This window comes from Poseidonibacter ostreae, assembly GCF_009208075.1.
GTDB lineage: Bacteria > Campylobacterota > Campylobacteria > Campylobacterales > Arcobacteraceae > Poseidonibacter > Poseidonibacter ostreae.
Genome location: NZ_WFKJ01000048.1, coordinates 1 through 23,540, shown reverse-complemented (window position 1 = coordinate 23,540; position 23,540 = coordinate 1). Strand labels below are relative to the sequence as shown.

General features: G+C 27.3%; 24 protein-coding genes and 8 tRNA genes. 14 read left to right on the top strand and 18 right to left on the bottom strand.

Annotated elements, in window-relative coordinates; translation table 11 throughout:
* Positions 1-20: 20 nt before the first annotated feature.
* Entirely contained in the window at positions 21-560 is a 540-nt protein-coding gene (locus tag GBG18_RS12885; RefSeq protein WP_152191659.1) for an HI_1492 family protein, read from the top strand.
* Positions 561-579: 19 nt separating this feature from the next.
* Entirely contained in the window at positions 580-951 is a 372-nt protein-coding gene (locus GBG18_RS12880) for an SH3 domain-containing protein (RefSeq protein ID WP_226898708.1), read from the top strand.
* A 42-nt stretch (positions 952-993) separates the two neighbouring features.
* On the opposite strand, the gene GBG18_RS12875 is transcribed toward GBG18_RS12880, so the two are convergent.
* The 8 genes from GBG18_RS12875 to GBG18_RS12840 all read right to left on the bottom strand — a co-directional run bounded on the left by GBG18_RS12875 (position 994) and on the right by GBG18_RS12840 (position 1,813).
* A tRNA-Gln gene (locus tag GBG18_RS12875) sits at positions 994-1,068 on the bottom strand.
* Positions 1,069-1,107: 39 nt separating this feature from the next.
* Positions 1,108-1,185 (bottom strand) — tRNA-Thr (locus GBG18_RS12870).
* Positions 1,186-1,230: 45 nt separating this feature from the next.
* Positions 1,231-1,307: transfer RNA gene (locus GBG18_RS12865), tRNA-Met, on the bottom strand.
* A gap of 12 nt (positions 1,308-1,319) precedes the next feature.
* Positions 1,320-1,396, bottom strand: a tRNA-Met gene (locus tag GBG18_RS12860).
* A 21-nt stretch (positions 1,397-1,417) separates the two neighbouring features.
* Positions 1,418-1,494, bottom strand: a tRNA-Gly gene (locus tag GBG18_RS12855).
* Between the two features lie 55 nt (positions 1,495-1,549).
* Positions 1,550-1,626 (bottom strand) — tRNA-Gly (locus tag GBG18_RS12850).
* A gap of 11 nt (positions 1,627-1,637) precedes the next feature.
* A tRNA-Ile gene (locus GBG18_RS12845) sits at positions 1,638-1,714 on the bottom strand.
* A 9-nt stretch (positions 1,715-1,723) separates the two neighbouring features.
* A tRNA-Ser gene (locus tag GBG18_RS12840) sits at positions 1,724-1,813 on the bottom strand.
* A 516-nt stretch (positions 1,814-2,329) separates the two neighbouring features.
* On the opposite strand from GBG18_RS12840, the gene GBG18_RS12835 reads away from it, so the two are divergent.
* A complete protein-coding gene (locus GBG18_RS12835) occupies positions 2,330-3,427 on the top strand; it encodes a sensor domain-containing diguanylate cyclase (protein ID WP_152191658.1) in 1,098 nt (365 codons plus the stop codon).
* A 4-nt stretch (positions 3,428-3,431) separates the two neighbouring features.
* Here the strand turns inward: GBG18_RS12835 and pyrF are convergent, their stop codons facing one another.
* The 8 genes from pyrF to GBG18_RS12795 all read right to left on the bottom strand — a co-directional run bounded on the left by pyrF (position 3,432) and on the right by GBG18_RS12795 (position 10,668).
* Entirely contained in the window at positions 3,432-4,130 is a 699-nt protein-coding gene (gene pyrF, locus GBG18_RS12830) for an orotidine-5'-phosphate decarboxylase (RefSeq protein WP_152191656.1), read from the bottom strand.
* Complete coding sequence (gene nusB, locus GBG18_RS12825) at positions 4,130-4,528, bottom strand: transcription antitermination factor NusB (protein WP_152191654.1); 399 nt, start codon at positions 4,526-4,528, stop codon at positions 4,130-4,132. Before nusB ends, pyrF begins: the two co-directional genes overlap by 1 nt.
* A gap of 1 nt (position 4,529) precedes the next feature.
* On the bottom strand, positions 4,530-5,000 hold the full coding sequence (gene ribH, locus GBG18_RS12820; RefSeq protein WP_152191652.1) for a 6,7-dimethyl-8-ribityllumazine synthase: 471 nt from the start codon (positions 4,998-5,000) through the stop codon (positions 4,530-4,532).
* Between the two features lie 162 nt (positions 5,001-5,162).
* Positions 5,163-5,963, bottom strand: a complete 801-nt coding sequence (gene kdsA / locus GBG18_RS12815) for a 3-deoxy-8-phosphooctulonate synthase (RefSeq protein ID WP_152191650.1) — start codon at positions 5,961-5,963, stop codon at positions 5,163-5,165.
* Complete coding sequence (locus GBG18_RS12810) at positions 5,960-7,648, bottom strand: NAD-binding protein (protein ID WP_152191648.1); 1,689 nt, start codon at positions 7,646-7,648, stop codon at positions 5,960-5,962. The genes kdsA and GBG18_RS12810 overlap by 4 nt, the downstream gene beginning before the upstream one ends.
* Positions 7,649-7,661: 13 nt before the next feature.
* A complete protein-coding gene (locus tag GBG18_RS12805; protein ID WP_152191647.1) occupies positions 7,662-8,039 on the bottom strand; it encodes a DUF6394 family protein in 378 nt (125 codons plus the stop codon).
* A complete protein-coding gene (locus tag GBG18_RS12800) occupies positions 8,036-9,772 on the bottom strand; it encodes an FMN-binding glutamate synthase family protein (protein ID WP_152191645.1) in 1,737 nt (578 codons plus the stop codon). The genes GBG18_RS12805 and GBG18_RS12800 overlap by 4 nt, the downstream gene beginning before the upstream one ends.
* Before the next feature lie 11 nt (positions 9,773-9,783).
* Entirely contained in the window at positions 9,784-10,668 is an 885-nt protein-coding gene (locus GBG18_RS12795; RefSeq protein WP_152191643.1) for a DMT family transporter, read from the bottom strand.
* A gap of 136 nt (positions 10,669-10,804) precedes the next feature.
* Between GBG18_RS12795 and murA the strand changes: the two genes are divergently transcribed.
* From murA to GBG18_RS12780, 3 genes are all read left to right on the top strand, one after another.
* Complete coding sequence (murA, locus tag GBG18_RS12790) at positions 10,805-12,070, top strand: UDP-N-acetylglucosamine 1-carboxyvinyltransferase (RefSeq protein ID WP_152191641.1); 1,266 nt, start codon at positions 10,805-10,807, stop codon at positions 12,068-12,070.
* 108 nt (positions 12,071-12,178) lie between these two features.
* Positions 12,179-13,273 (top strand): DUF5644 domain-containing protein, encoded by a 1,095-nt coding sequence (locus GBG18_RS12785; RefSeq protein WP_152191640.1) that lies wholly within the window; start codon positions 12,179-12,181, stop codon positions 13,271-13,273.
* A gap of 12 nt (positions 13,274-13,285) precedes the next feature.
* Positions 13,286-13,897, top strand: coding sequence for an HNH endonuclease (locus GBG18_RS12780; protein WP_152191638.1), 612 nt, complete (start codon positions 13,286-13,288; stop codon positions 13,895-13,897).
* Positions 13,898-13,905: 8 nt separating this feature from the next.
* Here GBG18_RS12780 and GBG18_RS12775 read toward each other — a convergent pair whose 3' ends face one another.
* The gene (locus tag GBG18_RS12775; RefSeq protein ID WP_152191636.1) at positions 13,906-15,855 is read right to left on the bottom strand and encodes a secretin GspD/PilQ domain-containing protein; all 1,950 of its coding nucleotides are present in this window, start codon (positions 15,853-15,855) and stop codon (positions 13,906-13,908) included.
* A gap of 65 nt (positions 15,856-15,920) precedes the next feature.
* Complete coding sequence (locus GBG18_RS12770; protein WP_152191634.1) at positions 15,921-16,493, bottom strand: YigZ family protein; 573 nt, start codon at positions 16,491-16,493, stop codon at positions 15,921-15,923.
* A 74-nt stretch (positions 16,494-16,567) separates the two neighbouring features.
* Here GBG18_RS12770 and tlyA point away from each other — a divergent pair, with 74 nt between their 5' ends.
* Genes tlyA through GBG18_RS12730 form a run of 8 tightly spaced genes read left to right on the top strand, consistent with a single transcriptional unit; the run spans position 16,568 to position 23,537 of the window.
* Complete coding sequence (tlyA, locus tag GBG18_RS12765; protein WP_152191633.1) at positions 16,568-17,287, top strand: 23S rRNA (cytidine-2'-O)-methyltransferase TlyA; 720 nt, start codon at positions 16,568-16,570, stop codon at positions 17,285-17,287.
* Positions 17,256-18,101: a bifunctional riboflavin kinase/FAD synthetase gene (locus GBG18_RS12760; RefSeq protein WP_152191631.1), complete on the top strand. Its 846-nt coding sequence runs from the start codon at positions 17,256-17,258 to the stop codon at positions 18,099-18,101. The genes tlyA and GBG18_RS12760 overlap by 32 nt, the downstream gene beginning before the upstream one ends.
* A gap of 43 nt (positions 18,102-18,144) precedes the next feature.
* On the top strand, positions 18,145-18,852 hold the full coding sequence (gene cmoA, locus GBG18_RS12755; protein WP_152191630.1) for a carboxy-S-adenosyl-L-methionine synthase CmoA: 708 nt from the start codon (positions 18,145-18,147) through the stop codon (positions 18,850-18,852).
* 21 nt (positions 18,853-18,873) lie between these two features.
* A complete protein-coding gene (bcp, locus tag GBG18_RS12750) occupies positions 18,874-19,380 on the top strand; it encodes a thioredoxin-dependent thiol peroxidase (protein WP_152191628.1) in 507 nt (168 codons plus the stop codon).
* Positions 19,381-19,391: 11 nt separating this feature from the next.
* Complete coding sequence (locus tag GBG18_RS12745; RefSeq protein WP_152191626.1) at positions 19,392-20,378, top strand: plasminogen-binding N-terminal domain-containing protein; 987 nt, start codon at positions 19,392-19,394, stop codon at positions 20,376-20,378.
* Positions 20,378-21,763, top strand: coding sequence for an FAD-binding oxidoreductase (locus GBG18_RS12740; protein ID WP_152191624.1), 1,386 nt, complete (start codon positions 20,378-20,380; stop codon positions 21,761-21,763). The genes GBG18_RS12745 and GBG18_RS12740 overlap by 1 nt, the downstream gene beginning before the upstream one ends.
* A gap of 7 nt (positions 21,764-21,770) precedes the next feature.
* Entirely contained in the window at positions 21,771-22,568 is a 798-nt protein-coding gene (locus tag GBG18_RS12735) for a YihY family inner membrane protein (protein WP_152191622.1), read from the top strand.
* A 27-nt stretch (positions 22,569-22,595) separates the two neighbouring features.
* Positions 22,596-23,537, top strand: coding sequence for a hypothetical protein (locus GBG18_RS12730; protein WP_152191620.1), 942 nt, complete (start codon positions 22,596-22,598; stop codon positions 23,535-23,537).
* Positions 23,538-23,540: the final 3 nt, after the last annotated feature.

The following is a 23,540-nucleotide window of genomic DNA, read 5'->3' as shown; positions in this document are numbered from 1 at the left end:
ATAATAAAAAAGGAATTATCATGAAATCATCAAAAAACTTTAAAACAATTTTTGCAATTATACTATTATCTATGATAGGAATTCAATCTTTTGCTGTTGAAGGATATAAAGATTTAAAATTTGGTATTAGTAAAGAAAAAGTTATAGCTAGTAAAATATGTAGTTTTAACACTTTTAATCCAGGTCAAATTGGAGTAAAAGGAATAGCCTGTACAGATTTTAAGTTTGGTGGAAAAACAACTAATGCTGCAGCTTTTTTTATAAATGATAAATTTTTAAGATTTGTTATCGAACCATCAATAGATATAATTGAAGGATTAAGTAAAGGTTTAGTAAAAAAATATGGGGCTCCGTCATCTATGTCGACTGATAATGAATTTAATGCTGTTGATAATCATCCTAATAAAGAAGCATTTCTTGCCTTTGACAATAATACCGTATACTTAAAAATAATGTCTGATAAAGTAAATATTCAAACTACTATATTAATATATACATCACCATTATATGATATTCTTTTGAGTAAAAATCAAGAAAATTCTTTAAAAGATGATTTATGAAATAAGTAAAGGAGATTTTATGAGAAAAAAAATAGTTATTGGATTGCTGGTATTAGGAAGTAGTTTATTTGCAGAAAAGAGTGTTCCTGTAATGGTTGGAGGAGATTCTGATTTTGATGCATGTGGTGGTACTGGCATTATAAAAGGATTAAAAGTTAATGGAGATGGTTTTCTAGCTGTAAGAAAAGGACCAGATTCTAAATACAAAATGATTGATAAACTTTATAACGGCAATAACGTATGGCTTTGTGATACAAAAGGAAAATGGGAAGGAGTTGTCTATGGAAAGAATTGTGGAGTAGGAGGAACTATTCCAAAAAGGCAAAAATATTCAGGTCAATGTAAATCTGGATGGATTTATGGAAAGTTTGTAACACTATTTGCTGGATAATTATAAAATTGAAATAAAAGTTTTGATTGTTTAAATTGTAAGTGGATGGGGTAGAAGGATTCGAACCTTCGAATGACGGCACCAAAAGCCGTTGCCTTACCACTTGGCGATACCCCAAGAACTAAGTTCGATAAGTTTGTAATAATAAAAAATTAATGGAGCTGGTGAAGGGACTTGAACCCCCGACCTGCTGATTACAAATCAGCTGCTCTAGCCAAGCTGAGCTACACCAGCAACAATAAAATTTTTGTTTTAAAATCACTCTTGTGAAATTAAAAGTGGTGTCAAGAGAGGGACTCGAACCCTCGACCTCCGGCTTATGAGACCAGCGCTCTAGCCAGCTGAGCTACCTTGACACATGGCTAAATTGGTTGCGGAAACAGGATTTGAACCTGTGACCTTCGGGTTATGAGCCCGACGAGCTACCGTGCTGCTCTATTCCGCGTTAACAAAATAATTTAAAAAGTGGAGCGGGAAACGAGACTCGAACTCGCGACAATCTGCTTGGAAGGCAGAGGCTCTAGCCAACTGAGCTATTCCCGCACACTATAGTAATAAAAAATCAACCTAAATAGTATTACTACTTCTATTTAGATAATGGAGCGGGAAACGAGACTCGAACTCGCGACAATCTGCTTGGAAGGCAGAGGCTCTAGCCAACTGAGCTATTCCCGCATACATTATAGTGGTGGGTCTAGAAGGACTCGAACCTTCGACCACTCGGTTATGAGCCGAGTGCTCTAACCAGCTGAGCTATAGACCCTGGTTAAAGTGGCGGACAGTGAGGGATTTGAACCCTCGATACCGTTGCCAGTATGCATCCTTAGCAGGGATGTGGTTTCAGCCACTCACCCAACTGTCCGTATTTACAAGTTTCATATATCATGAAATTTGGATGGGAATTATAATAGTAAATCACTTAAAACATACTTAAAAAAAATCTTTTAAATTAAATATATAATAAATGAAGAAAGTAGTATAATTTTAATAGATAGTTAAGGATCAAATTTGAAAAATATATTTAAACTTTATAATATATTCATTCTTTTATTAATTCTATTTTTTTTTAGGATTAAACTACATTTATCAAAAAGAAGAAAATAATTTTAATAATAATAAACTTCAAAAACTTACAAATAAAGCAAAATATATTAATGAGTATTTTTCAATAAATAAAGCATTTATATATTCATTAAAAGATGTATTAAGCAATAACTTACAAATAAATGAATTAAACCATCCAGCTTACAATGAAATAAAAGAAGAAAATACTACTTATAATATTTTATGTGTATTAGATGGTATAGAATCATCTTTAAGTGGTATTGGTAAACTTGATGAAATTGACTTAGATACTGTTGCTGAACTACATTCTGTTTTGTATTTAAAACCCTTATTTAAAACGATTTTAAACTCAAAGCATAATATTCAATGGGTTTATTATACATCAGCAAAAAAGTTTTTATATTTAGCCCCAACAAACAAAATCTTCAAAAAAGAGTTTTTAACAAATATTTACAAAAAAGAGTTTTGGACAGAGGCTATTCCTAGTAATAATCCAGGAATTGAGTTAATTCTAACTAAACTATATGATGATGCTGCAGGAAAAGGTTATTTAACTACATTATCTTTACCTATTATGAATAATGAGAAGTTTATGGGCGTATTATCAATTGATATTGGTCTTAAAACACTAAATAGTATGATGGAAAAGGATGATTTAGTAGGCTCTATTTACTTAGTTAATCAAGATAATGAAATTCTTGCTAGTAATAAAGAGTTTGAAATAAATTCTGTTTTAAAAAGAGGTAATTCTACTTTTGAATTGTCAATTTTTGATGATACAATTAAACTTGTTTATATTGAAAATATTGAAGAAAAAATTATAACGATATTAAAAACTTCTATATTTCAAATATTGTTATTAATATTTATTTTATTTATTATATATATGCTGTGCTATTTACTAATTTTAAATAAAAAAGTAGAAAACCTCGCAAATAAAGACTCTTTAACATCTCTTTTAAATAGACGTGCTATGAGAATCGAATCTAAGAAACTACTTAGTATTGCAAATAGATATAATCATTTCACTTCTTTATTACTTTTAGATATAGATTTTTTTAAAGATGTAAATGATACATACGGCCATCATATTGGAGATTTAACAATAAAAGAAATAGCAAAAATATTAAGTAGAAACTCTAGAGAATCTGATTTAATTTCAAGATATGGAGGAGAAGAGTTTTTAATTATGTTATCTAATTCAAATAAAGAAAGTGCATATACTCTTGCAGAAAGAATAAGAAAAGAGATATCTTTAATTAGTATAGAAAATACAGATTTAAAAATTACAGTAAGTATTGGATGTACAGAGTATAAAAAGAAAGAGAGTTTAGATAGCTTTATAAAAAGAGCAGATCTTTTACTTTATAAAGCAAAAGATCAAGGTAGAAATCAAACAGTAAAAGCTTAATTTTCTATATATTTGATAATATTTTTTCTACAACTTCACTAGGATTAGAAGCTTTGTAAATAGGACGTCCTACAACAATAAAGTCAACTTTATTCTCTTTAGCAAAAGGAATATCAGCAACTCTTTGCTGATCCCCAGCATCCTCACCAAAAGGTCTAATTCCAGGACATAATGTGATAAATTCATCTGAAGTATTATTTTTAATATCTAAGCTTTCAAAAGCAGAACAAACCACACCATCAATTCCTGAATTATGAGTATCTTTTGCAAACTGTGTAGCTTTTGAAGAAATATCTTCATTATAAATTGCTTTAAAAGAGTCATTATCAAAAGATGTAAGAGCTGTTACAGCTAATACAAGAGGTTTATTTGGAATGTCTTTAATTCTATTCATAACAGTGCTCATAGCTTTTACACCAGCACTTGCATGAACATTAAACATATCAACAATACCAAATTTTGCAATCTCTTCTGCTGCATCTGCCATAGTATTAGGAATATCATAAAGTTTTAAATCTAAAAATATTTTAAAGTTTGGATTTATAGCTTTTATATCTTCTAAAAACTTTTTTCCATCTCTTATGTAAGATCTAAATCCAACTTTTAACCAAACATCATAATCTTTAATTGCTTGGACAAGTTCAAGATTTTCTTTTGCTGTTGGTAAATCTAAAGATACACAAAGTTTCATTGCATTATTCATTATTTAATCTTTTCAACTTTGTCTAGTAATCCATTCATAAACTTTGGAGCACCATCACTTGCTAATTTTTTTGCTAACTCGATTGCTTCATTAATAATAATAGCTTTTTCAAGTTCTTCATATTGAATTTCATAAACTGCTAATCTTAAAATAGATTTTTCAACAGAACCAATATCAGATAAAATACCTTGATTTAAGTGAGAAACAATCTCTTCATCAATTTTTACAATATTATTAATCACACCATTAAAAAGATTTAAAGCAAACTCTTTTTGTTTATTTCTGATTTTTTTATCTTCTAAAATCTCATCAACATATTTAACAATACCTTCATTACCTAAGTCGTAAGCATATAAAAGACCAATTACAGATTCACGTGCTTGTGTTCTAGTTGCCAAATTATTTCTCCATTTCTGAATAAAGGTCTAACATCTCAATGATTGTAACCATAGCTTCAGCACCTTTATTTCCAACTTTAGAACCTGCTCTTTCAATTGATTGTTCAATTGTATCAGTAGTTAAAACACCATTTGATACAGGTTTACCATATTTTAAAGCAACCGTTGCAATACCTTTTGTAGCTTCTGCTGAGATATAATCAAAATGTGGTGTTGCTCCACGAATAACTGCACCAACACAACAAATTGCATCATATTTTCCACTTGCTAATGCTTTATCTAAAGCAAAAGGAATTTCAAAAGCACCTGGTACTAAGATTAACTCTAAATTATCTACATTTCCACCATGTCTTTTAAATGCATCTTGAGCACCTTCAACTAATCTATCTGTAATAATATGATTAAATCTGCCATTTATAATAGCAATTTTTTCATTACCTTTAAGACTTAAATTACCTTCAATAATATTCATTTTTTTCTCCAAAAGAATAAGTAATAACAAAAAAATTACTTATTATATTTATTTATATTTTGCGATTATATCTAAAGTTTGATTAGTTTTAAGGAAAAGATTTTTTTAGTAGTTTATAAAAGGACAAAAAGTCCTTTTATTTGTTTAAATATTAGTGAAAGTTTATTTGTAATTTAATGCATTTTGAATAGCAAATAAATCCTCAATTACTTTATATAACTCATCTACTTGAACCATATTAGGACCATCACTTAAAGCAACACTTGGGTCTGTATGTGTTTCAAAAAAGAAGCCATCAACACCAACTGAACAAGCAGCTTTTGCTAAGCTTGGAACAACAGCTGAGTTACCTCCAGTTGTTCCTCCTGTACTTGGTACTTGTGCTGAGTGAGTTGCATCAAAAATTACAGGAGCATATTCTCTCATAGCAATTAAGTTTTTCATATCAACTACTAAAGCGCCATATCCAAATACATTTCCTCTTTCACAAAGCCAAACACCATTATCATTTGAAGATTTATAATTAACTTCATTAATTCCTCTAGTTTTAAGAACTTTTTCAACTGGATGTTTCATACTTCCAGCTGCTAAAAACTGTCCTTTTTTAATATTAATAGTACAGTTAGTTTTTGCAGCTTCAACTAATAAATCAGTTTGTCTACATAAAAATGCTGGTATTTGTAAGATATCTAATACCTCACCAGCAGGTTTTGCTTGGCAAGATTCATGAATATCTGTTACAAGCTTATAACCAAACTGTTCTTTTATTTCTTGAAAAAGTTTTAAACCCTCTTCTAATCCAGGTCCTCTATATGAATCTAAACTAGTTCTATTTGCTTTATCAAATGAAGCTTTAAAATAAAATTCTACTCTTTTATCTTCACTTAATGGGATTAATTTTTCAGCAATTCTCATTACAGTGTCTCTATCTTCTAAAACACATGGTCCTGTTAATATCTTCATTTTTTTCCTTTAAAAATTGTTTGTTTTTCTTCACCTGTCAAAGCATAATGAAACTCATATATATTTTGACAAATATATTCTATATCATCTTTTGCATGTTCATCACAAGCAAATAAAATTTTATCACCTATTTTCAAATTGTGTTCAAATACAGGCAGAAGAGTAACTTCATCTTCTCTTTGTAATAATAATGGTAGCACATTATTTCTCTGTTCTTTATTATGTAAAGATGTAGCTAAAATATCTAATGTTAAGGAATTACCTTCATCTAAATGTCTATATATCTCAGGAGTGTATTTTTCATTTATACTAAACTCTACAAGTATTGGATTTTCATTTATTTCTTGTACTAATTTTCTTACTACTTTTGAAGCCCAGTTCTCATCTTTTTTTAAAATTAATCGAATAAATTTATCTGAAAGTGGATTTATCAAAGCATTCGCAGTTTTATTAATTAGAATTTTTGAAGGCATAAAAATATGGTCAATATTAGCATTATTAAAAATAGAAAAATCTTCCATTTCATTTTCTCGAACTATTGTCATAATTTCAGGATTTAATTTTTTTGCAGTTGCAAGTATAGACAAATTTGTAGTATCATCATTAGTTGCAGCAATAATTGCAACAGAATCCTTAATACCAATTTCTAATAAAATTTCTTTATCATCAGCATCTCCAAAATTAATATGTTCAATTTCATCTTTTGAAAATCTATTTATATTATTCTTATCTATTTCAACTAACTGAGCTTTAATATTATTCTTTTTTAATTTCTCATAAATCTTTCTTCCCATTCTTCCATAACCACAAATAATATATTTTCCATTAGGGAAAGAAGGAAGGGTAGCACTTAAATTATCAATTCTATATAGCCATTTTTCAAGCTTTAATAAATTTGGTGCAACGAATGCCATATTTACTTCAGATGAGATTATTGAGAAAGGATTAGCAATTATTTCAACATCTAAATCTTTTAAGTTCTCACTATGATTTGTAGTTGTTGATTTTGCTGCAATCTTTACATGCTTATTTAACAATCTTGCAATTAATGAAATTTTTAAGTTTAAAGCATCATCTTCAAATAAAGAGACAATTGCCTTACAATTATATTTTTTTATTCCAGCTAACTCTAAAGCTTTTAAACTATAATTTTCAGAATATAAAACCGGAACAGTAGGAGTGAAACTCTCTAAAATAAGATGATTGATTTTATTCTTATCTTTTTCAAGTACAACCGTTCTTATACCTTGCTGTAAAGATTTTTTGATTATTTCACTTGTAATTTGATTATATCCAAGAATGATAATAAAATTTTCTTTTAGATTTTTAATTTGTCTAGTAAATTTTGCACGTTCAATCTCTTGTAAAAAAAGCTTATCTTGAAGTAGTGAAACTAAAGAACCAATTCCATAAAACCAGCCAAGTACAGTTAAATAAATAGAAAAAGTAACCCAAATTCTTTGAGAGTAATTAAACTCAAAAGGAGCCTCTCCAAAACCAATAGTAGTAGCCATATATGATACAAAATAAAAAGCATCAAATATTCCCATATGATAAGGATTACCTTGCTCATCAACTCCTTCAATTAAAAGTAAGCCAATAATTGAAATTGTATAAGTTATGATAATCACCAAAAATGGCATTCTCATTCTATGTAATATTATGAATAATGAGCTATTTTCCAAAATTTAACCTATTTTATCTTTTAGACTTTAAAGTATCACCTACATATAATGCAACTGATACAATATTTGCTAATAATGCTCCACCTGATAAAGAAACAATTATTCCCATTATCTCAGCATCTACAACAAATACATATGCAGCAACTGTCCAAACAATAGCAGCAGCAATTAGTTGAATATCAGCAACAAGTGAAGTTGCTAAAAGAACAGAACCCATTTGAGTTTTATCACCTAACTTTAGTGTTGTTGCTATTATATTTATGATAATTGCAGCAAATAACTCATATTTACTATGTGCTTCTAAAGAGTGCATATCTCCATAAAAAAATCCAAAGTTTATAGTCATTGCTAGAATAATAAAAAATCCAGATATTACCTTATCTAAATTCATTGTATTTCTCCTCTTTTGTCTTTTTTATCTTTTTTAATATCGTGTCTTCTTTCAAATACTTTATCAATATCATCATGAATTTTTGAATTTTTATCAATAAATATTATTCTATTTTTATTTAATTGATTGATATTTTTTAAGCCCATAATTGCAAGCATTCCCTTAACACTCTTTAATAAATTATTATGATAATTTCTTACTTTTTTAGCCTGTTTATATACAAAATATTTTTTTCTTTTACTTTTATCTTGAGTTGCAAGTCCAACTGGACAAACATGACTAGTTGTACCTGAACAATATCGTGCACGTATACATCCTGCACTCATCATAAAACCACGTGCAATTTGAATAAAATCAGCACCTAAAGACATAATTACAATTATGTCATCAGGAGTTAATATTTTACCACTAGCTACTAATTTTACTTCATCTCTAATACCATAATCAAGTAATACTTTATCAACTAAATAAATAGAGTCTCGGATACTTAATCCAACTCTCTCCATCATTTCAATAGGGGCAGTAGCACTTCCTCCTGAACCTCCATCAATAGAGATAAAATCAGGATATCTATCATCTCCTGCATCAATTCTTCTTTTTATTTCAATTGCATATGGTTCAATATTTTCCATATCTGAAATTACTATTTTAATACCCACGGGTTTATCTGATATTCTTTGTAGTGTTCCAATAAAATCAAATAACTCTTCTATTGAATTTGCATAAGGGAATCTATTTGGTGAGAAAACATCTTTATAAGCTTCTACATTTCTATAATAAGCAATTGCAGGAGTTACTTTATGAGCGGCAAGTTTACCACCTGTTTGTTTTGCGCCTTGAGCAATTTTAATTTCAGTCATTTTACAAAATCTCATCGTTTTTTCATATCGATCAGGATCAAAATTTCCTTCTTTATCTCTTGCACCATAAAGACCTGAACTTAATTGTAAAATAATATCAGCCATATCTTCTGGAACTTCTTTAGGAAAGTTTTCTATTGGAGCATCCCAATTTATTCTATGAAACAATTGTGATTTTAAGTCAAAAACATAAGTTTCAGCTTCTTTATCTTTTCCAAAAACCATAGCTCTATAAGCATCTGCTGCCATTGCTCCATTGAATAAAAAGTTTACTACATCTTTTACTTTTTTTGCAAAACCAGTTCCATGGACAATCTTCATATACTCAGGTTTATACTCTTGATGTGTAATAAAGAAGTTAGATGTAACACCACCTTCACCTGAATTAATAGGAAAACCACCCATATGTGCACCTCGAACAAAAGCCCTTGTACCTTCAGGTGAAATAGAACCATCACTCATTGCAGATCTTGCAATAATTGATTTTGCTGTATATGGTTTTTTTCTATTTTTACCAAATGTTACTTCAAAATCTTTATCAACCTCATCATCATTTAATACAATATTTGCATGTTTAATCATAAATTTTGGATTAGGTAAAGGCTGAGAAGGAGAAAAAGATGCATAATTAGGAACATCACTAGCTGCTTTATAAACCCAATCTAATTTATCTTTTGATTCGTAAAATTTCTCATCACCAAAATATTGCCTAAAAGGCTCTCTAGCTTCTTCTAAAACAAATCTAAGTCTACCTATTATTGGATAATTTACTAATAATTGATGATCTCTTTGAACATATTTATCATAAACATACCATGCAAAAATCACAATAGCAAATAAAATCCACTCTATAGTACTTAATTCTAAATCCATAATTTTCCTTATTAGCTTTTTTTACTTGATACTAAAAGCCCACTTAAAACTATAAGTAGTATACCAAAAGAAATCCAAATATCAGGAAATGCGTCACCTAAAATAACTCCTAAAATAATTGAAAAAATGATATTTGAATAAGAGATTGTTCCAATAATCCCTGCTTTTGCACATGAATAAGCTTTTGTCATATAAATTTGTGCCATAGTGGCAAAAACACCTAATAAAATAATGTAATACCAATCATTAGGCTGTGGCATTACAAACTTTGCAAAAAGAAAATCTAAATTAGGATTTTGATAAAAAGAACCAATTATTAATAATATTAAAGGTCCTATTGTTCCTATTGTCATAAAAGATAATACAATTGCTCTTGAATCATAAAACTTTCGAAGTTCCCTAATTGATGTATATGCTAATCCAGCTCCTACTCCACAAAGAATTCCTAAATAATCTGTTTTTTCTAAATTATCAGGATTAAAGCCTGTCATAAATAATATTCCTATGAAACCCACAAAAACACCTAACCAACCTTTTATCCCTAATTTTTCTTGTACAAATAAATATGCAAATATTGCTGAAAAAATTGTAGATGTTTTAGAAAAAGTCATAGCTTCAGCAAGTGGAATTTGGGCAATGTTATAAAAGAAAAATAATAAAGCTATAAAACCAGCCATTCCTCTAAAAACAAGTAACCAAAATTTACCTCCAACTTGAGATAAAGGTTTTCTATAAATTGATATTAAAATTAAAAAAACGCCAAATACGTTTCTAAAGAAAACTACTTCTATAGAACTCATTGAGTCACTTAACTCTTTTGCAACAGCTCCCATAAAAGCAAAAAGCAAAGAAGCAAATAACATATATTTAGCACCCTGTATTACTTGATTATCCATTATAATTCCTAAATTAAAATCGCAATTGTATTCCTATATATATTAAAGAAAGATTATTAGTTTTATTCTTTAAAGCATACTTTAGATAAAATATCTACTTTATATAAAATAACAATATATTTATAGTAGGAATAATATGGAATATTTAAAAATTCTTGGAGAAAATAAACTTTCTGGAGTTGTTGACATCTCAGGTGCAAAAAATGCTGCATTACCTTTAATTGCATGTACAATTTTAGCAAAAAATGAAATCAAAATGGGTAACTTACCAAATGTAGTTGATATCAATACATTTTTAAAGCTTATTGCTAAACTTGGTGGAACTTTTACTAAAGAAGGGAATACTGCAAAAATATGTACTTCTTTAATTAATAATACAACAGCCACTTACGATATTGTAAAAACAATGAGAGCTTCTATCTTAGTTTTAGGGCCAATATTAGCTAGATTTGGACATTGTGAAGTTTCACTTCCAGGTGGTTGTGCAATAGGTCAAAGACCTGTTGATTTACACTTAAAAGCATTAGAAGCTATGGGTGCAAAAATTGTAATTAATCATGGATATATTGAAGCTACTGCACCTGAGGGCTTAAAGGGTGCAAAAATTGTATTTGATAAAGTAACTGTTGGTGGAACAGAAAATATTGTTATGGCAGCAGCTTTAGCTTCTGGTGTTACAACTATTGTAAATGCAGCAAAAGAACCTGAGATAGTTCAACTTTGTGAAGTAATTGCAAGTGCAGGAGTTCAAATAGAGGGAATTGGTACATCAACACTTAAAATTACAGGAACAAATAAAGAACTTTTAGAAATAAAAGATTTCGATGTAATTCCAGATAGAATTGAAGCTGGTACTTATATGTGTGCAGCAGCAATTACAAACCAAAAAATTAAAATTAATAACGTTATTCCTTTACACTTAGATGCTATTACTTCTAAACTTGAAGAGATGAATTTTGAAGTACTACAAGATGAAACAAGTGTAACTATTCTTCCTACAGATGAAATTAAGCCTGTGAATATTATAACAACAGAATATCCAGGATTTCCTACAGATATGCAAGCACAGTTTATGGCGCTAGCAACTCAAGCAAATGGAACAAGTACTATTGATGAAAGATTATTTGAAAATAGATTTATGCATGTTAGTGAATTATTAAGATTAGGTGCAGATATTCATTTAAATGGTAATACAGCAACAATAAATGGAAAAAGTGGAACACTAAATGGTACAGATGTAATGGCTACAGATTTAAGAGCTTCATCTGCACTTGTACTTGCTGCTCTTGTTGCAAAAGGTGAAACAAGTATTCATAGAATTTATCACCTTGATAGAGGTTATGAAGACCTTGAGGGGAAACTTACAAAAATTGGTGCTGATGTAAAAAGGTTTACTGAATAGCACAGCATTTAAAATGATAGGTTAAAAATTCATAACTTATCATTTTTTTAAGTATAAATTAAATAAAATCATAACAATTATACACATTACAAAGGTGAAACTATTAATATGAAACTAGAAATCTCTTTATTCAAATTTGACAAAAACTCCGATTATTTACCATTTTACACTAAGCATTTTTTAAAAATTACTAATGAAATTACACTATTAGATATTTTAAATACTATCAATAATGAAAATCCTTTCGGATATGAAAATGATGAAAACTTTAATTTAGTCGTAAATTCAATATATTTAAAAACATCAACAAAAATTGAAGACTTAGTTAAAAACTTTGGAAAAGATTTAACAATTGAACCTATATCAGTAAGACGTGCTTGCAATGACTTAATAATTAATGAAAATGATTTCAATGATAAATTAAATATTTTAGATGACTTCATATCACAAGAAGATAAAAGAAATTATCAAGATTTAAAGCAGTATTACTATGCATCTAATACACTAAATCATAAAAGTGAATATATTGGAGATTCAGTTTTACTTTTAGCAGCAGATTTAATTCAAGCAAATAAAGAAAATGAAGAAGCAATACTTAATATTTTAAAAGAGCAAGAGATCGGAGCTTCATATCATACAAGTTTAGAAAAAAGAATATTTAACTTTGATTCTTCAATTGAAGAAAAGATTATTAGTATTCAAAAAAAGCTTGGTCTATTAAATAAAGAGGAAGAAAGAAACTTTAGAATTAAAAATACTCTAATAATTGATTTTGGAAATCTCCAAGATGAAACAGAAATTAAACATAATTTTAAAGATTTTAATATTGCATATTATCCAGCTAATAAAAGTGAGCAAACAAACTCTTTATTAGAAAGATTAGATGCAAAAATTTTAAAGCTAGATAGTTTAAAACTAGATTTAGCAAGAAATACATTTAATAAAAATCAAGAAATTACCTATTGTGTTGCAACTACTATATTATTAGATGCATTTGATAATAATGCTGATTTTTTACTAGTTGATAATGATGATGATTTTTATCTTTTTGATTACAATAGAAAAGCTTTAGAAAAATGTTCAGGAAGAGAAGTAATTTTACCAGTAATTCATGTAAATGAATTACAAAAATTAGCAAATGGTGAACATAAACTTGCTAATGAAACATTAGTTAAGCATCAAATTAACCCTGAAATTATTTAAGGATTAAAAAAAGTGATTTTAGATTATTCCTTTGTACTTTTTTCTAGTTTATTAGTCGCTTGCTTAATACCTCTTTATATTTATAGACAAAAAGTTTTTCCTTTTGTTTATAAAACTGGTCCTTTAGAATTTTTTATTCAAGATTTAAAAGCTCATATGCAAAAATATCCTAAAATGATTTTTGACTACTCTATAATAGAAAAAACAAAAGATGAAAAAGATATTAGAATAAGACAAACTTTAATAGCAGAAGATATAGTAAGTCAATTTTATTATTATGCATATGAAAAGAACACTCAAAAAGGGATTCCTAGAGAAAAGCTTTGGACTACTTATGAAGAGAGATCTTTTTCAAACCCTAAAACACCAATTGATTGGCAAGAAAGACGAGAATTAGCATGGAGAAGAGATAAAAATAAATGTAATAGATGTGGGACAGAAATAAAACTTGAAGATGTATACACAACTTTTGCTAAAGATATTGCAAAAGGTGGTGGTTATAACTTTGAAAATATCATAATATTATGTGCAGATTGTAACAAAGTATTAAATGCAAAAAATCCCAAAAATACAATTGCTTCTTTACACTTAAATGATGAACTCATGAAGTATGTAACAAGTTAAACTAATACTTAATATCCTAATATTTCAGCAACTCTTTTTTCATGTTCACTTTGATTATTGAGTTGCACATCTTTATTTTCTTCATCTTTTAATTTTATGTAATCTTCATCTAAAGCTTTTATCTTTAAGTCATAAGCCTTTTTATTTTTTATATCTTTTATTTGTTTTTCTTTTAATCTTATTAGTGAATCTTTTAAATACTTATCTTCCAAAAGTTTTAATTGCGATAGTTTATTTCTAACATAGGTTAAATCTTTTGATTTTGGTATTATGTATGGAGTTACTATTATTACTAAACTTCGTTTTCTTATATTTCCTTTATTATGTGTAAATAATTTTCCAACTATTGGAACCTCACTAACACCTGGTACTTTATCTTCTGTGGATTCTTCCTTATCTTCAATTAAGCCTCCAAGGATTACAGATTCACCATTTTTTACAATTGCTGTAGTTTGTATCTCTTTTTTTGTAGTATCAGCATTTCCACTATTTGTTGCGGTAGTTTTTACATCTTCAAGAATTGTATTTATTTCTAAAGTTACTTTATTATCATTTGAAACTCGTGGTTTTACTTTTAAAGTTAAACCAACATCCTCTCTTTTAAAATTTTCTTTTGTAGTACCTCCATCTGTTACACTTGAAGATGTTTTTACAGATATTGTTTCGCCTACATATATTGAACTTTCTTTATTATTTATTGCTAAAATTGAAGGTTCTGATACTATATCTAAAGCACCATCTTGATTTAAAAGACTAATTGATGCGCCTAGTGCTAAACCTGATGCAATAGTTGGAATTACTAAACCTATATCACTTGGATTAAAAGAAATTGCACTTCCACCATTTAAGTTTGAAGCAAAAGTACTTAAACCATTTTTACCAGAGTTTCCACCAAATATTCCATACTTTATTCCCACTTGATCAAGTAAGCTATCACTTACTTCAATTATTTTAGCTTGCACATAAACTTGTGCTTTCTCTTTATCAAGTTTTTCAATTAATGCTTTTATATAATTTATTTCATTTAAAAGTCCCATAATAACTATAGAGTTTGATTCTTCATCAACAGAAGATAAAGGTTTTGCATTTGGATCTATATATTTCTTTTTAGAGATAATATCATCTAATATTTTTATTACATTTTTTGCTTCCACATTTTTTAAAGCAATTACTTCAACAACTCTTTTTAATAAAGAGTCTTTTGAATCAATTTTCTGTATATATTTTTTTAAATAATTAGTATTTGTTTTATTTCCAATAATTACAAGAGAATTACTCTCTTTATTTACAATAATATTAGTCTTTTCTGTTTGAATTTTTTCATTAAACATAGATTTTGCAATAGCATCAATATTTTTCTTAGCTTCGATTGCTTGGATATTGTGAAGTTCTATAATCTCTAAATATCTTTTTGCTCCTTGAGTCATTATCTTTATTACTTTCTTTACCGTTATAATATTGTTTCTAAAATCTGTTAGAGCTAAGGTATTTGAATCTATATTAGTTACAAGTTTCGCATTTTTTGAGATTAAGTGTTTCACTTTAGAAGCTATGTAATCTGCATTTACATTATTTACTTTAAAGATTTCAGTTGCCATTTGATTATAATTTTGTTTTACATTTAGTTTAGAATTAACAATAGGAACATTATTTTTAGTACTTTCATTTAGTTTTACTATTCTTAATATATTTTCATTATTGATTAATGTATAACCTTTTGATTCTAGAACGAAGATTAATATCTTTACTAACTCATCTTTTGATACATCATTATTAGAAATATAATCAACTTTGCCTTTTATATCTTGAGTTATTAATATATTTTTATTTAAAATTTTTGATGTTATTTTTACTAACTCCATAATATCTAGTTCTTTGAAGTTTATATTTATTTTTTCATCTGCTTGTAAATAAAATCCTAGTAAAACAATTAGCAAAAAGACTTTTTTTAGTTTCATATAATAACTCCGATATATTTATAAAATAATTTTATGAATTATTATAATGAAATTAATATAAATGTTTACTGTAAAATAATATTTCGAGGTAGTTTAAGAAGTAAGTCTTTTAATTCTTTTTCTGAAAGTTCAATATTAACAATGATTTCTTCTAAAAAATCTTTTGATTTTATAGTTATATTTTCTTGTTTTAGAAGATACTCAAGTTTAGAAAGTTCACTATAATCACATTTTAATTTTGCAGTTTCTAGTTTTTTGTATTCAAATAATTCACTTATATTTATTACTTCATTTACACTAGAAGAGTATGCTCGAACTAAACCACCAGTTCCTAGCTTTACTCCTCCAAAATATCGTACAATTATAACTGCACTATTAATAATCTGTGCACCAGATAACACAGCTAAAGAGGGTTTTCCAGAAGTTCCTCTAGGTTCTCCATCATCACTACAATTTTCTACTATTTGATCAAATTCATTTAAATATCTATAGGCATAAACAAAATGTCTTGCTTTTGGATGCTCTTCTTTTAATCTTTTCATTACATCATTAAATTTATCATAAGGCATAAAAAATGCAATAAATTTTGATTTTTTCTCTTCATAGCAGCTTTCAAATTCATTTTGAAGGTATTTCAATATATTTCCCAATAAGTAGTATAATAGAAGTATATATAAAGTAGTCTTGATAAAGATTTAACTATAATGCCAAAATGAGATTAGACCAATATTTAACAATACATTATGATATACAAAGTAGAAATAAAGCCGCTGAATTAATTAAAGCAGGCAAAATACAAATTGATGGAAAAATAGTAAAAAAAAGCTCTTTTGATATTAATGAAACATCAGAAATAAAAATACTTGAAGATGACTTTTTTGTAAGCCGTGCGGCATATAAGTTAAAATATTTTTTAGAAGAGTTAAGTGAAGTTCAAAAGTTATCAATATTAGATAAAAATACACTAGATATTGGAAGTAGTACAGGTGGATTTACACAAATATTACTACTTAATAATGCAAAAAAAGTAACATGTGTTGATGTAGGTTCAAATCAACTACATGAAAAGATAAAAAATGAAGATAAAATCTCTTTTTTTGAAAACACAGATATTAGAGATTTCGTTTCAGATGAAATATTTGATGTAGTTACTTGCGATGTATCTTTTATATCAATTTTATATATTATTGAAGATATAAATAGATTATCTTCAAAAGATATTATTATTCTTTTTAAACCCCAATTTGAAGTTGGAACAAATGTAAAAAGAGATAAAAAAGGTGTAGTTAAAGACAAAAAAGCAATAGGTAAAGCTAAAGAAAAATTTATTGCATATACAGAGCAATTAAATTGGAAATTAAAATACTCTTCAATGAGTAAATTACAAGGAAAAGATGGAAATGAAGAAGAACTTTTCTACTTTAGTAAATAAAAATACAATAACATCTTTAGCAATTGGTGGTTTTGATGGAATGCACGCAGCTCATCAAGAATTGTTTAAACAGTTAGATAGTAATGGCGCGATTTTATCTATTGAATCTGGATATGCGACATTAACACCAAAAAAATATAGACAAGAGTATTCAAAACATCCAATTTATTATTATGTTCTAGATGAGATAAAACATCTTGCAGGCAATAAGTTTATTGAACTTTTAAAAAAAGAGTATCCAAAACTTAAAAAAATTGTAGTAGGTTTTGATTTTTGCTTTGGTAAAAATAGAGGCTATTGTATTCAAGAGTTAAAAGATATATTTGAAGGTAATGTAATAGTAATTGAAGAGTATAAAATCGATAATATTCCAGTTCACTCAAGAACAATAAGAGAATATATTTCAAATGGCGATTTAAAAACTGCTAATAAACTTTTAAATAAAGAGTATAAAATATATGGAACTCAGATAAAAGGTCAAGGTTTAGGTGCAAAAAATTTTGTTCCTACTATAAACTTAAATGTAGAAGATTTTTTATTGCCACAAGCAGGTGTTTATATTAGTAAAACTATATTAAATGATATAGAATACAACTCTATAACATTTTTAGGACATAGAGTTACAACTGATGGTTCTTATGCAATTGAAACACATATTTTTGATGAAAATATAATTAATGATGATTATGAAATACAAATAAAATTTTATGAAAAGCTAAGAGATAATAAAAAATTTGATTCTTTCGAAGAGTTAAAAGAACAAATTTTATTTGATATAAAAGAAGCAAAAGAGTATTTCATAAATAAAAAATAAAACTATAAATACTTATTAATAAGCATTTAGATAAAATAATACTATGGTAGATAAAGTATTTGAAAAATCAATAATAAAACAGTTCGAATTCGATGAAGAAGTAGCTTCAGTATTTGATGATATGTTAAATAGATCAGTTCCTTTTTACAAAGAGATGCAAAGATTATCAATAAATTTTGCATGTAATTTTTTAGATGAGAATGACAAAGTTTATGACTTAGGTTGTTCAACAGCTTCAACTTTAATAGAGTTAAGTAAACACTGTGAACATAACTTAGAACTAATTGGTATTGATAACTCTACTGCTATGTTAAATAGAGCAGCTAAAAAAGCTAAGGCTTTTGGTGTAGATATAGAGTTGATTAACAAAGATTTACATGATGTAAACTATTGTGATGCTAAACTAATTCTCTCAAATTATACATTACAATTTATAAGACCACTTCAAAGAGAAAAATTAGTTAAAAAAGTTTTTGATTCCTTAAAAGATGAAGGAATATTTATTTTTAGTGAAAAAGTAATATCTTCAAACTCAAAATTAAACAAACAAAGTATAGATGAATATTACGAATTTAAAAAAACACAAGGTTACTCTGAGTTTGAAATATCTCAAAAAAGAGAAGCATTAGAAAATGTTTTAATACCATATACAGAAGAAGAAAATAAAAAAATGATATTAGATGCAGGGTTCTCACATTGCGAGACGATTTTTAAATGGGTAAATTTTGCAACATTTATTGCAATAAAATAGAAAGTAAAAGGATTTAATTATATGTTAGAAATAGGAAATAAAGCACCAGATTTTTGTGCACCAAATCAAGATGATGTAGAGATTTGTTCAAGAGATTTAGATGGAAAATGGATTGTATTATATTTTTATCCAAAAGATTTAACACCAGGGTGTACTACTCAAGCTTGTGATTTTACAACATCACATTTAGAATTTGATGATTTAGATGCGGTTATTTTAGGTGTATCTCCTGATGACACTGCTAAACATAGAAAATTTATTGAAAAACATGATTTATCTATAACATTACTTGCAGATGAAGATAAAAAGATTTGTGAAGATTATGGAGTATGGCAACTTAAAAAATTCATGGGTAAAGAGTATATGGGAGTAGTTAGAAGTACTTTTATTATCTCACCTGATGGAAAAATTGCTGCTGTTTGGGAAAAAGTAAGTGTAAGAAAGAAAAAGACTGTAAAAGGTGAAAAAATAGAAATTTTACATGTTAATGAAGTTAAAGAAAAACTTCAAGAATTACAATCAAATTAAGGACTTATAAAATGAATAAACTTTTACTAATTGCAGTAACAACATTATTATCAATGACAATTGCAAATGCAAAAACTACAGTTTGTTATAAAAAAGATTGGAGTTCTCCATCTACAATTGAAACTACAGCTTTAGATGGTGGAGCTTGTGAGGGTAAATATTCTATAGAACAAATGAAAGAGATGGGCTGGAATGTTTTAGATATTCAAGTAAACTCAGAGCAAAATAGTCTAAGCTATCAGTATTTACTTACAAATGATAAAGTAATAAGTGAAGATACTGCAAAAAAGACTCAAGTAGAAGAAAATATTAGTTCAGAAAAAAGATTATCATATAAAGCTATTGGTGTAAAAGTAACTGATGTAAAAGATAATAAAACGACAATAGATGTTGGTAATTTAATTATTGGTCAAAGTGGAGTTGTTATTCATATTTATGATAATGATAAAAGATTAATTGTTGCAAATGCAGAAGTTATAGAATCAAATAAAACTACATCTGTTATTAAGTTTTCAAAGTTTAACGACTTAATGCAAGATGCAATTCCAACATCAAATAGAAATGTAGAAAAAAATGATATTTTAGTTTTAAACTATTTATATACGGCATCTCTTTTAATTGCTCCTAATTTAGATACATTTCAAACTATTAGATCAAACTTTAAATATAACAACTTTTTACACTCAGATATATTTGCAACAAAACTTAAACAAGATAATATGCCTTATTTAACGAAAAAATATATTCAAAAGTATGCTATTTCACAAAATATAGGAACTATTTTTATAGTAGCTGATCAAAATATTTATGTATTAGATACAAAAACTTTAAAAATACTAACAAGTTATAAAGTACCATATGATAAAAATAAAACTGAAATGCCATTTTATACAAGAGTTACAGATATAGAAACATCTAACTTAGATATAGAACTATTTTCAGATAAACAAAACTTAACATATGATCAATATTATAAAAAAATATTAGGATTAAAATAATGATAGAACAAAAACATTTAGATTTCATAACAACTATTGTTGGAGATGAAAATGTAAAAAGTGATAAAGCTCACCTAATTGCATATTGTTATGATGCAACAAAATCAAGATTTGAACCTGATGCTGTTGTTTTTCCAAGAAATGAACAAGAGATTTCAGAAATTTTAAAATACTGTAATGAACATGAAATTGTAATCGTTCCAAGAGGAGCAGGTTCTGGATTTACAGGAGGAGCACTTCCTGCAAATGGAGGGATTACGCTATCTTTAGAAAGACATATGGATAAACTTCTTGAAATTGATATGGAAAATATGGTTGGTGTTGTTCAACCAGGTCTTATAAATATGGACTTTCAAAAAGCTGTTGAAGCCGTTGGGTTATTTTATCCACCAGATCCAGCAAGTGAAAACTACTCTACATTAGGAGGAAATGTATCTGAAAATGCTGGTGGTATGAGAGCTGCTAAATATGGTATTACAAAAGATTATGTAATGGCATTAAGAGCTGTTTTACCAAATGGTGAAATAATTAAAGCTGGTAAAAAAACTATTAAAGATGTAGCAGGTTACAATACAGCTGGAATTTTAATAGCAAGTGAGGGAACATTAGCAATAATTACAGAAATTACTTTAAAGCTAATTCCAAAACCAAGACATAAAAAAACATATATGGGGATTTTTCCAAGTGTTGAAAATGCAATGAATGCAGTATTTAAATCGCTTGCAAAAGGTGCAAATCCAGTTGCAATGGAATTTTTAGATGCTCTTGTAATTAAAGCTTTAAGAGATAAATTAAATGTAGATCTTCCTGAGAGTGCAGGTGCAATTTTAATTGGTGATGTTGATGGAAACTTAGAAGATGAAGTAACATTCCAATTAAATACACTTAAAGAATCATTTGAAGAAAACGGTTCAAGTGATTTTATAATTGCACAAAATGAGGAAGAAGGAAATAAACTTTGGTTTGCAAGAAGAAATGCATCACCAGCAGTTACAATATATGGAACTAAAAAATTAAATGAAGATATTTCAGTTCCAAGATCTAAACTTCCAGAAGCACTAGCTTCTATTTATGCAATTGGTGAAAAGTATGGATTCCAAGTTCCTTGTTTTGGTCATGCAGGAGATGGAAATATTCACGTTAACGTAATGGTTAAAGATAAGAATAATGAAAAAGAGATGGCAGATGGTCATAAAGCAATTGAAGAAATATTCCAACTAGTTGTTGATATGGGTGGAACTTTAAGTGGTGAGCATGGAATTGGAACATCAAAAGCTCCTTTTATGTCAATTGCTTTTAATGAAGCAGAAATGGAACTATTTAGAAGTATTAAAAAAGCTTTTGATCCAAAGAATATTTTAAACCCAAATAAAATGGGATTATAATGAAATTATGAATGAAAATAATAGTGAAAAAAGCTTATTAAAAAAAACTCTAAATCTTTTAGACTCTTTTTTTAATGATGATACTACATATTATGCAGCATCATTAAGCTTTTTTACTATATTTTCAATTCTTCCAATTATTGCTCTTCTTATTGCAATAATCTCAAACTTTCAAGAGTTTGACAGCTATTTAGAAATATTTACATCTTACATCTTTGATATTATTAATCCAACACACTCAGAAGATATAATAACCTCACTAAAGAACTATATATCAAACTCAAACCAACTAGGTACACTTGGAATTGTTTATATGCTTTTTGTATTTATTATGTTTTTTAAAGATTATGAATATATTGTAAATAAAATACATAAAACTAAAAGAAAATCTATACATATTTCATTTATTTTTTATTCAGTATTTTTAGTTTTAATTCCTATAATATTTATAGCACTTAATATTATAATGTCATTTTATAAAAACACAATATTTGATACTTTTATATCATATGTCTTTTCATGGTTAATCTTCTACTCTTTATTTAAATTAAGTGTAAATAGAAAAATTGATAATAAAGCTGCCTTAATATCATCATTAGTAACATTAGTAAGCCTATCTCTTACAAAAAACTTATTTATATATTATGTAATTTATAATAAAACATATACAACTATCTATGGCTCCCTTGCGACATTATTATTTACATTTTTCTGGATTTATATATCATGGATAATTTATTTATATGGAATTAAAATGTGTCATAAGTTAAATTTAAAGGCATTACTCAATCAAAAAGTAGGTTAATTAATTAATAATAATGTACAATTAATTATGAAAAAATTATTATTACCCCTAATCCTTATAAACAGTATAAATGCTTTTGCTCAAGAAGAACCATCTTTTTTAGAAACATTTATTTCCGATACAAATGATCATAGAAAAAGTATTCATAATTATATAGTAAGTATGTCTAATAGCTTAGATAATTATATAGATGATACTGATCCAATCGATATGAAAGAGTACTCATCTGCCTATGGGTTAATAGAACTATCTGCCTTTCAAAATCAACATGAGAGTATTAATTTTGATCAAAAAGTTAAAATTAAATTAAAACTGCCAAAACTAAAAGATAAATTCAGATTAGTTTTTGAAAGTGATGAAGTAGATGAAAATAAAAATTATATAGAAAAAAGAACTTCTAATAAAAATGATGATTTTAATTTAGGACTTACTTATGAAACTTTGAAAAAAGATATAGAACTAAAAACAAAAGTTGGAATAAAATTAAGATCAAAATTAGATCCATTTTTAAAGTTAAGTGCTAAAAAAACATGGGAAGATGTAAAAGGCTTTGATTTTATTATAGGTCAAGATGTAAAGCAATCAGTAATTAAAAAACTAGAAACAACTTCTTATTATGAAATACGTAAAAGATTTAATGATTATTACTCTCTTCATCAATATACAGAATATTATTGGCATTCAAGCGAAAGAAGAGATAGTCAAGTATTACCATCAATACATTTAAAACAAATATTAGATGCTAAGAACCACTTAACATACAGTTTTAACACTGATATTGATAATATTGATACAAACCTTAGAATAAAAAGACATAGTGCTCAGATAAAATATAGACACTTTATAAAAAAATGGATGTATGTAGATATGATTCCAGAAAACTATTATAGTTATGATAATAATTTTAAACCAAGATATGCAATGAGATTCAACTTTGGAATATATTTTAATAAGAGTTCATATAAATAAAGA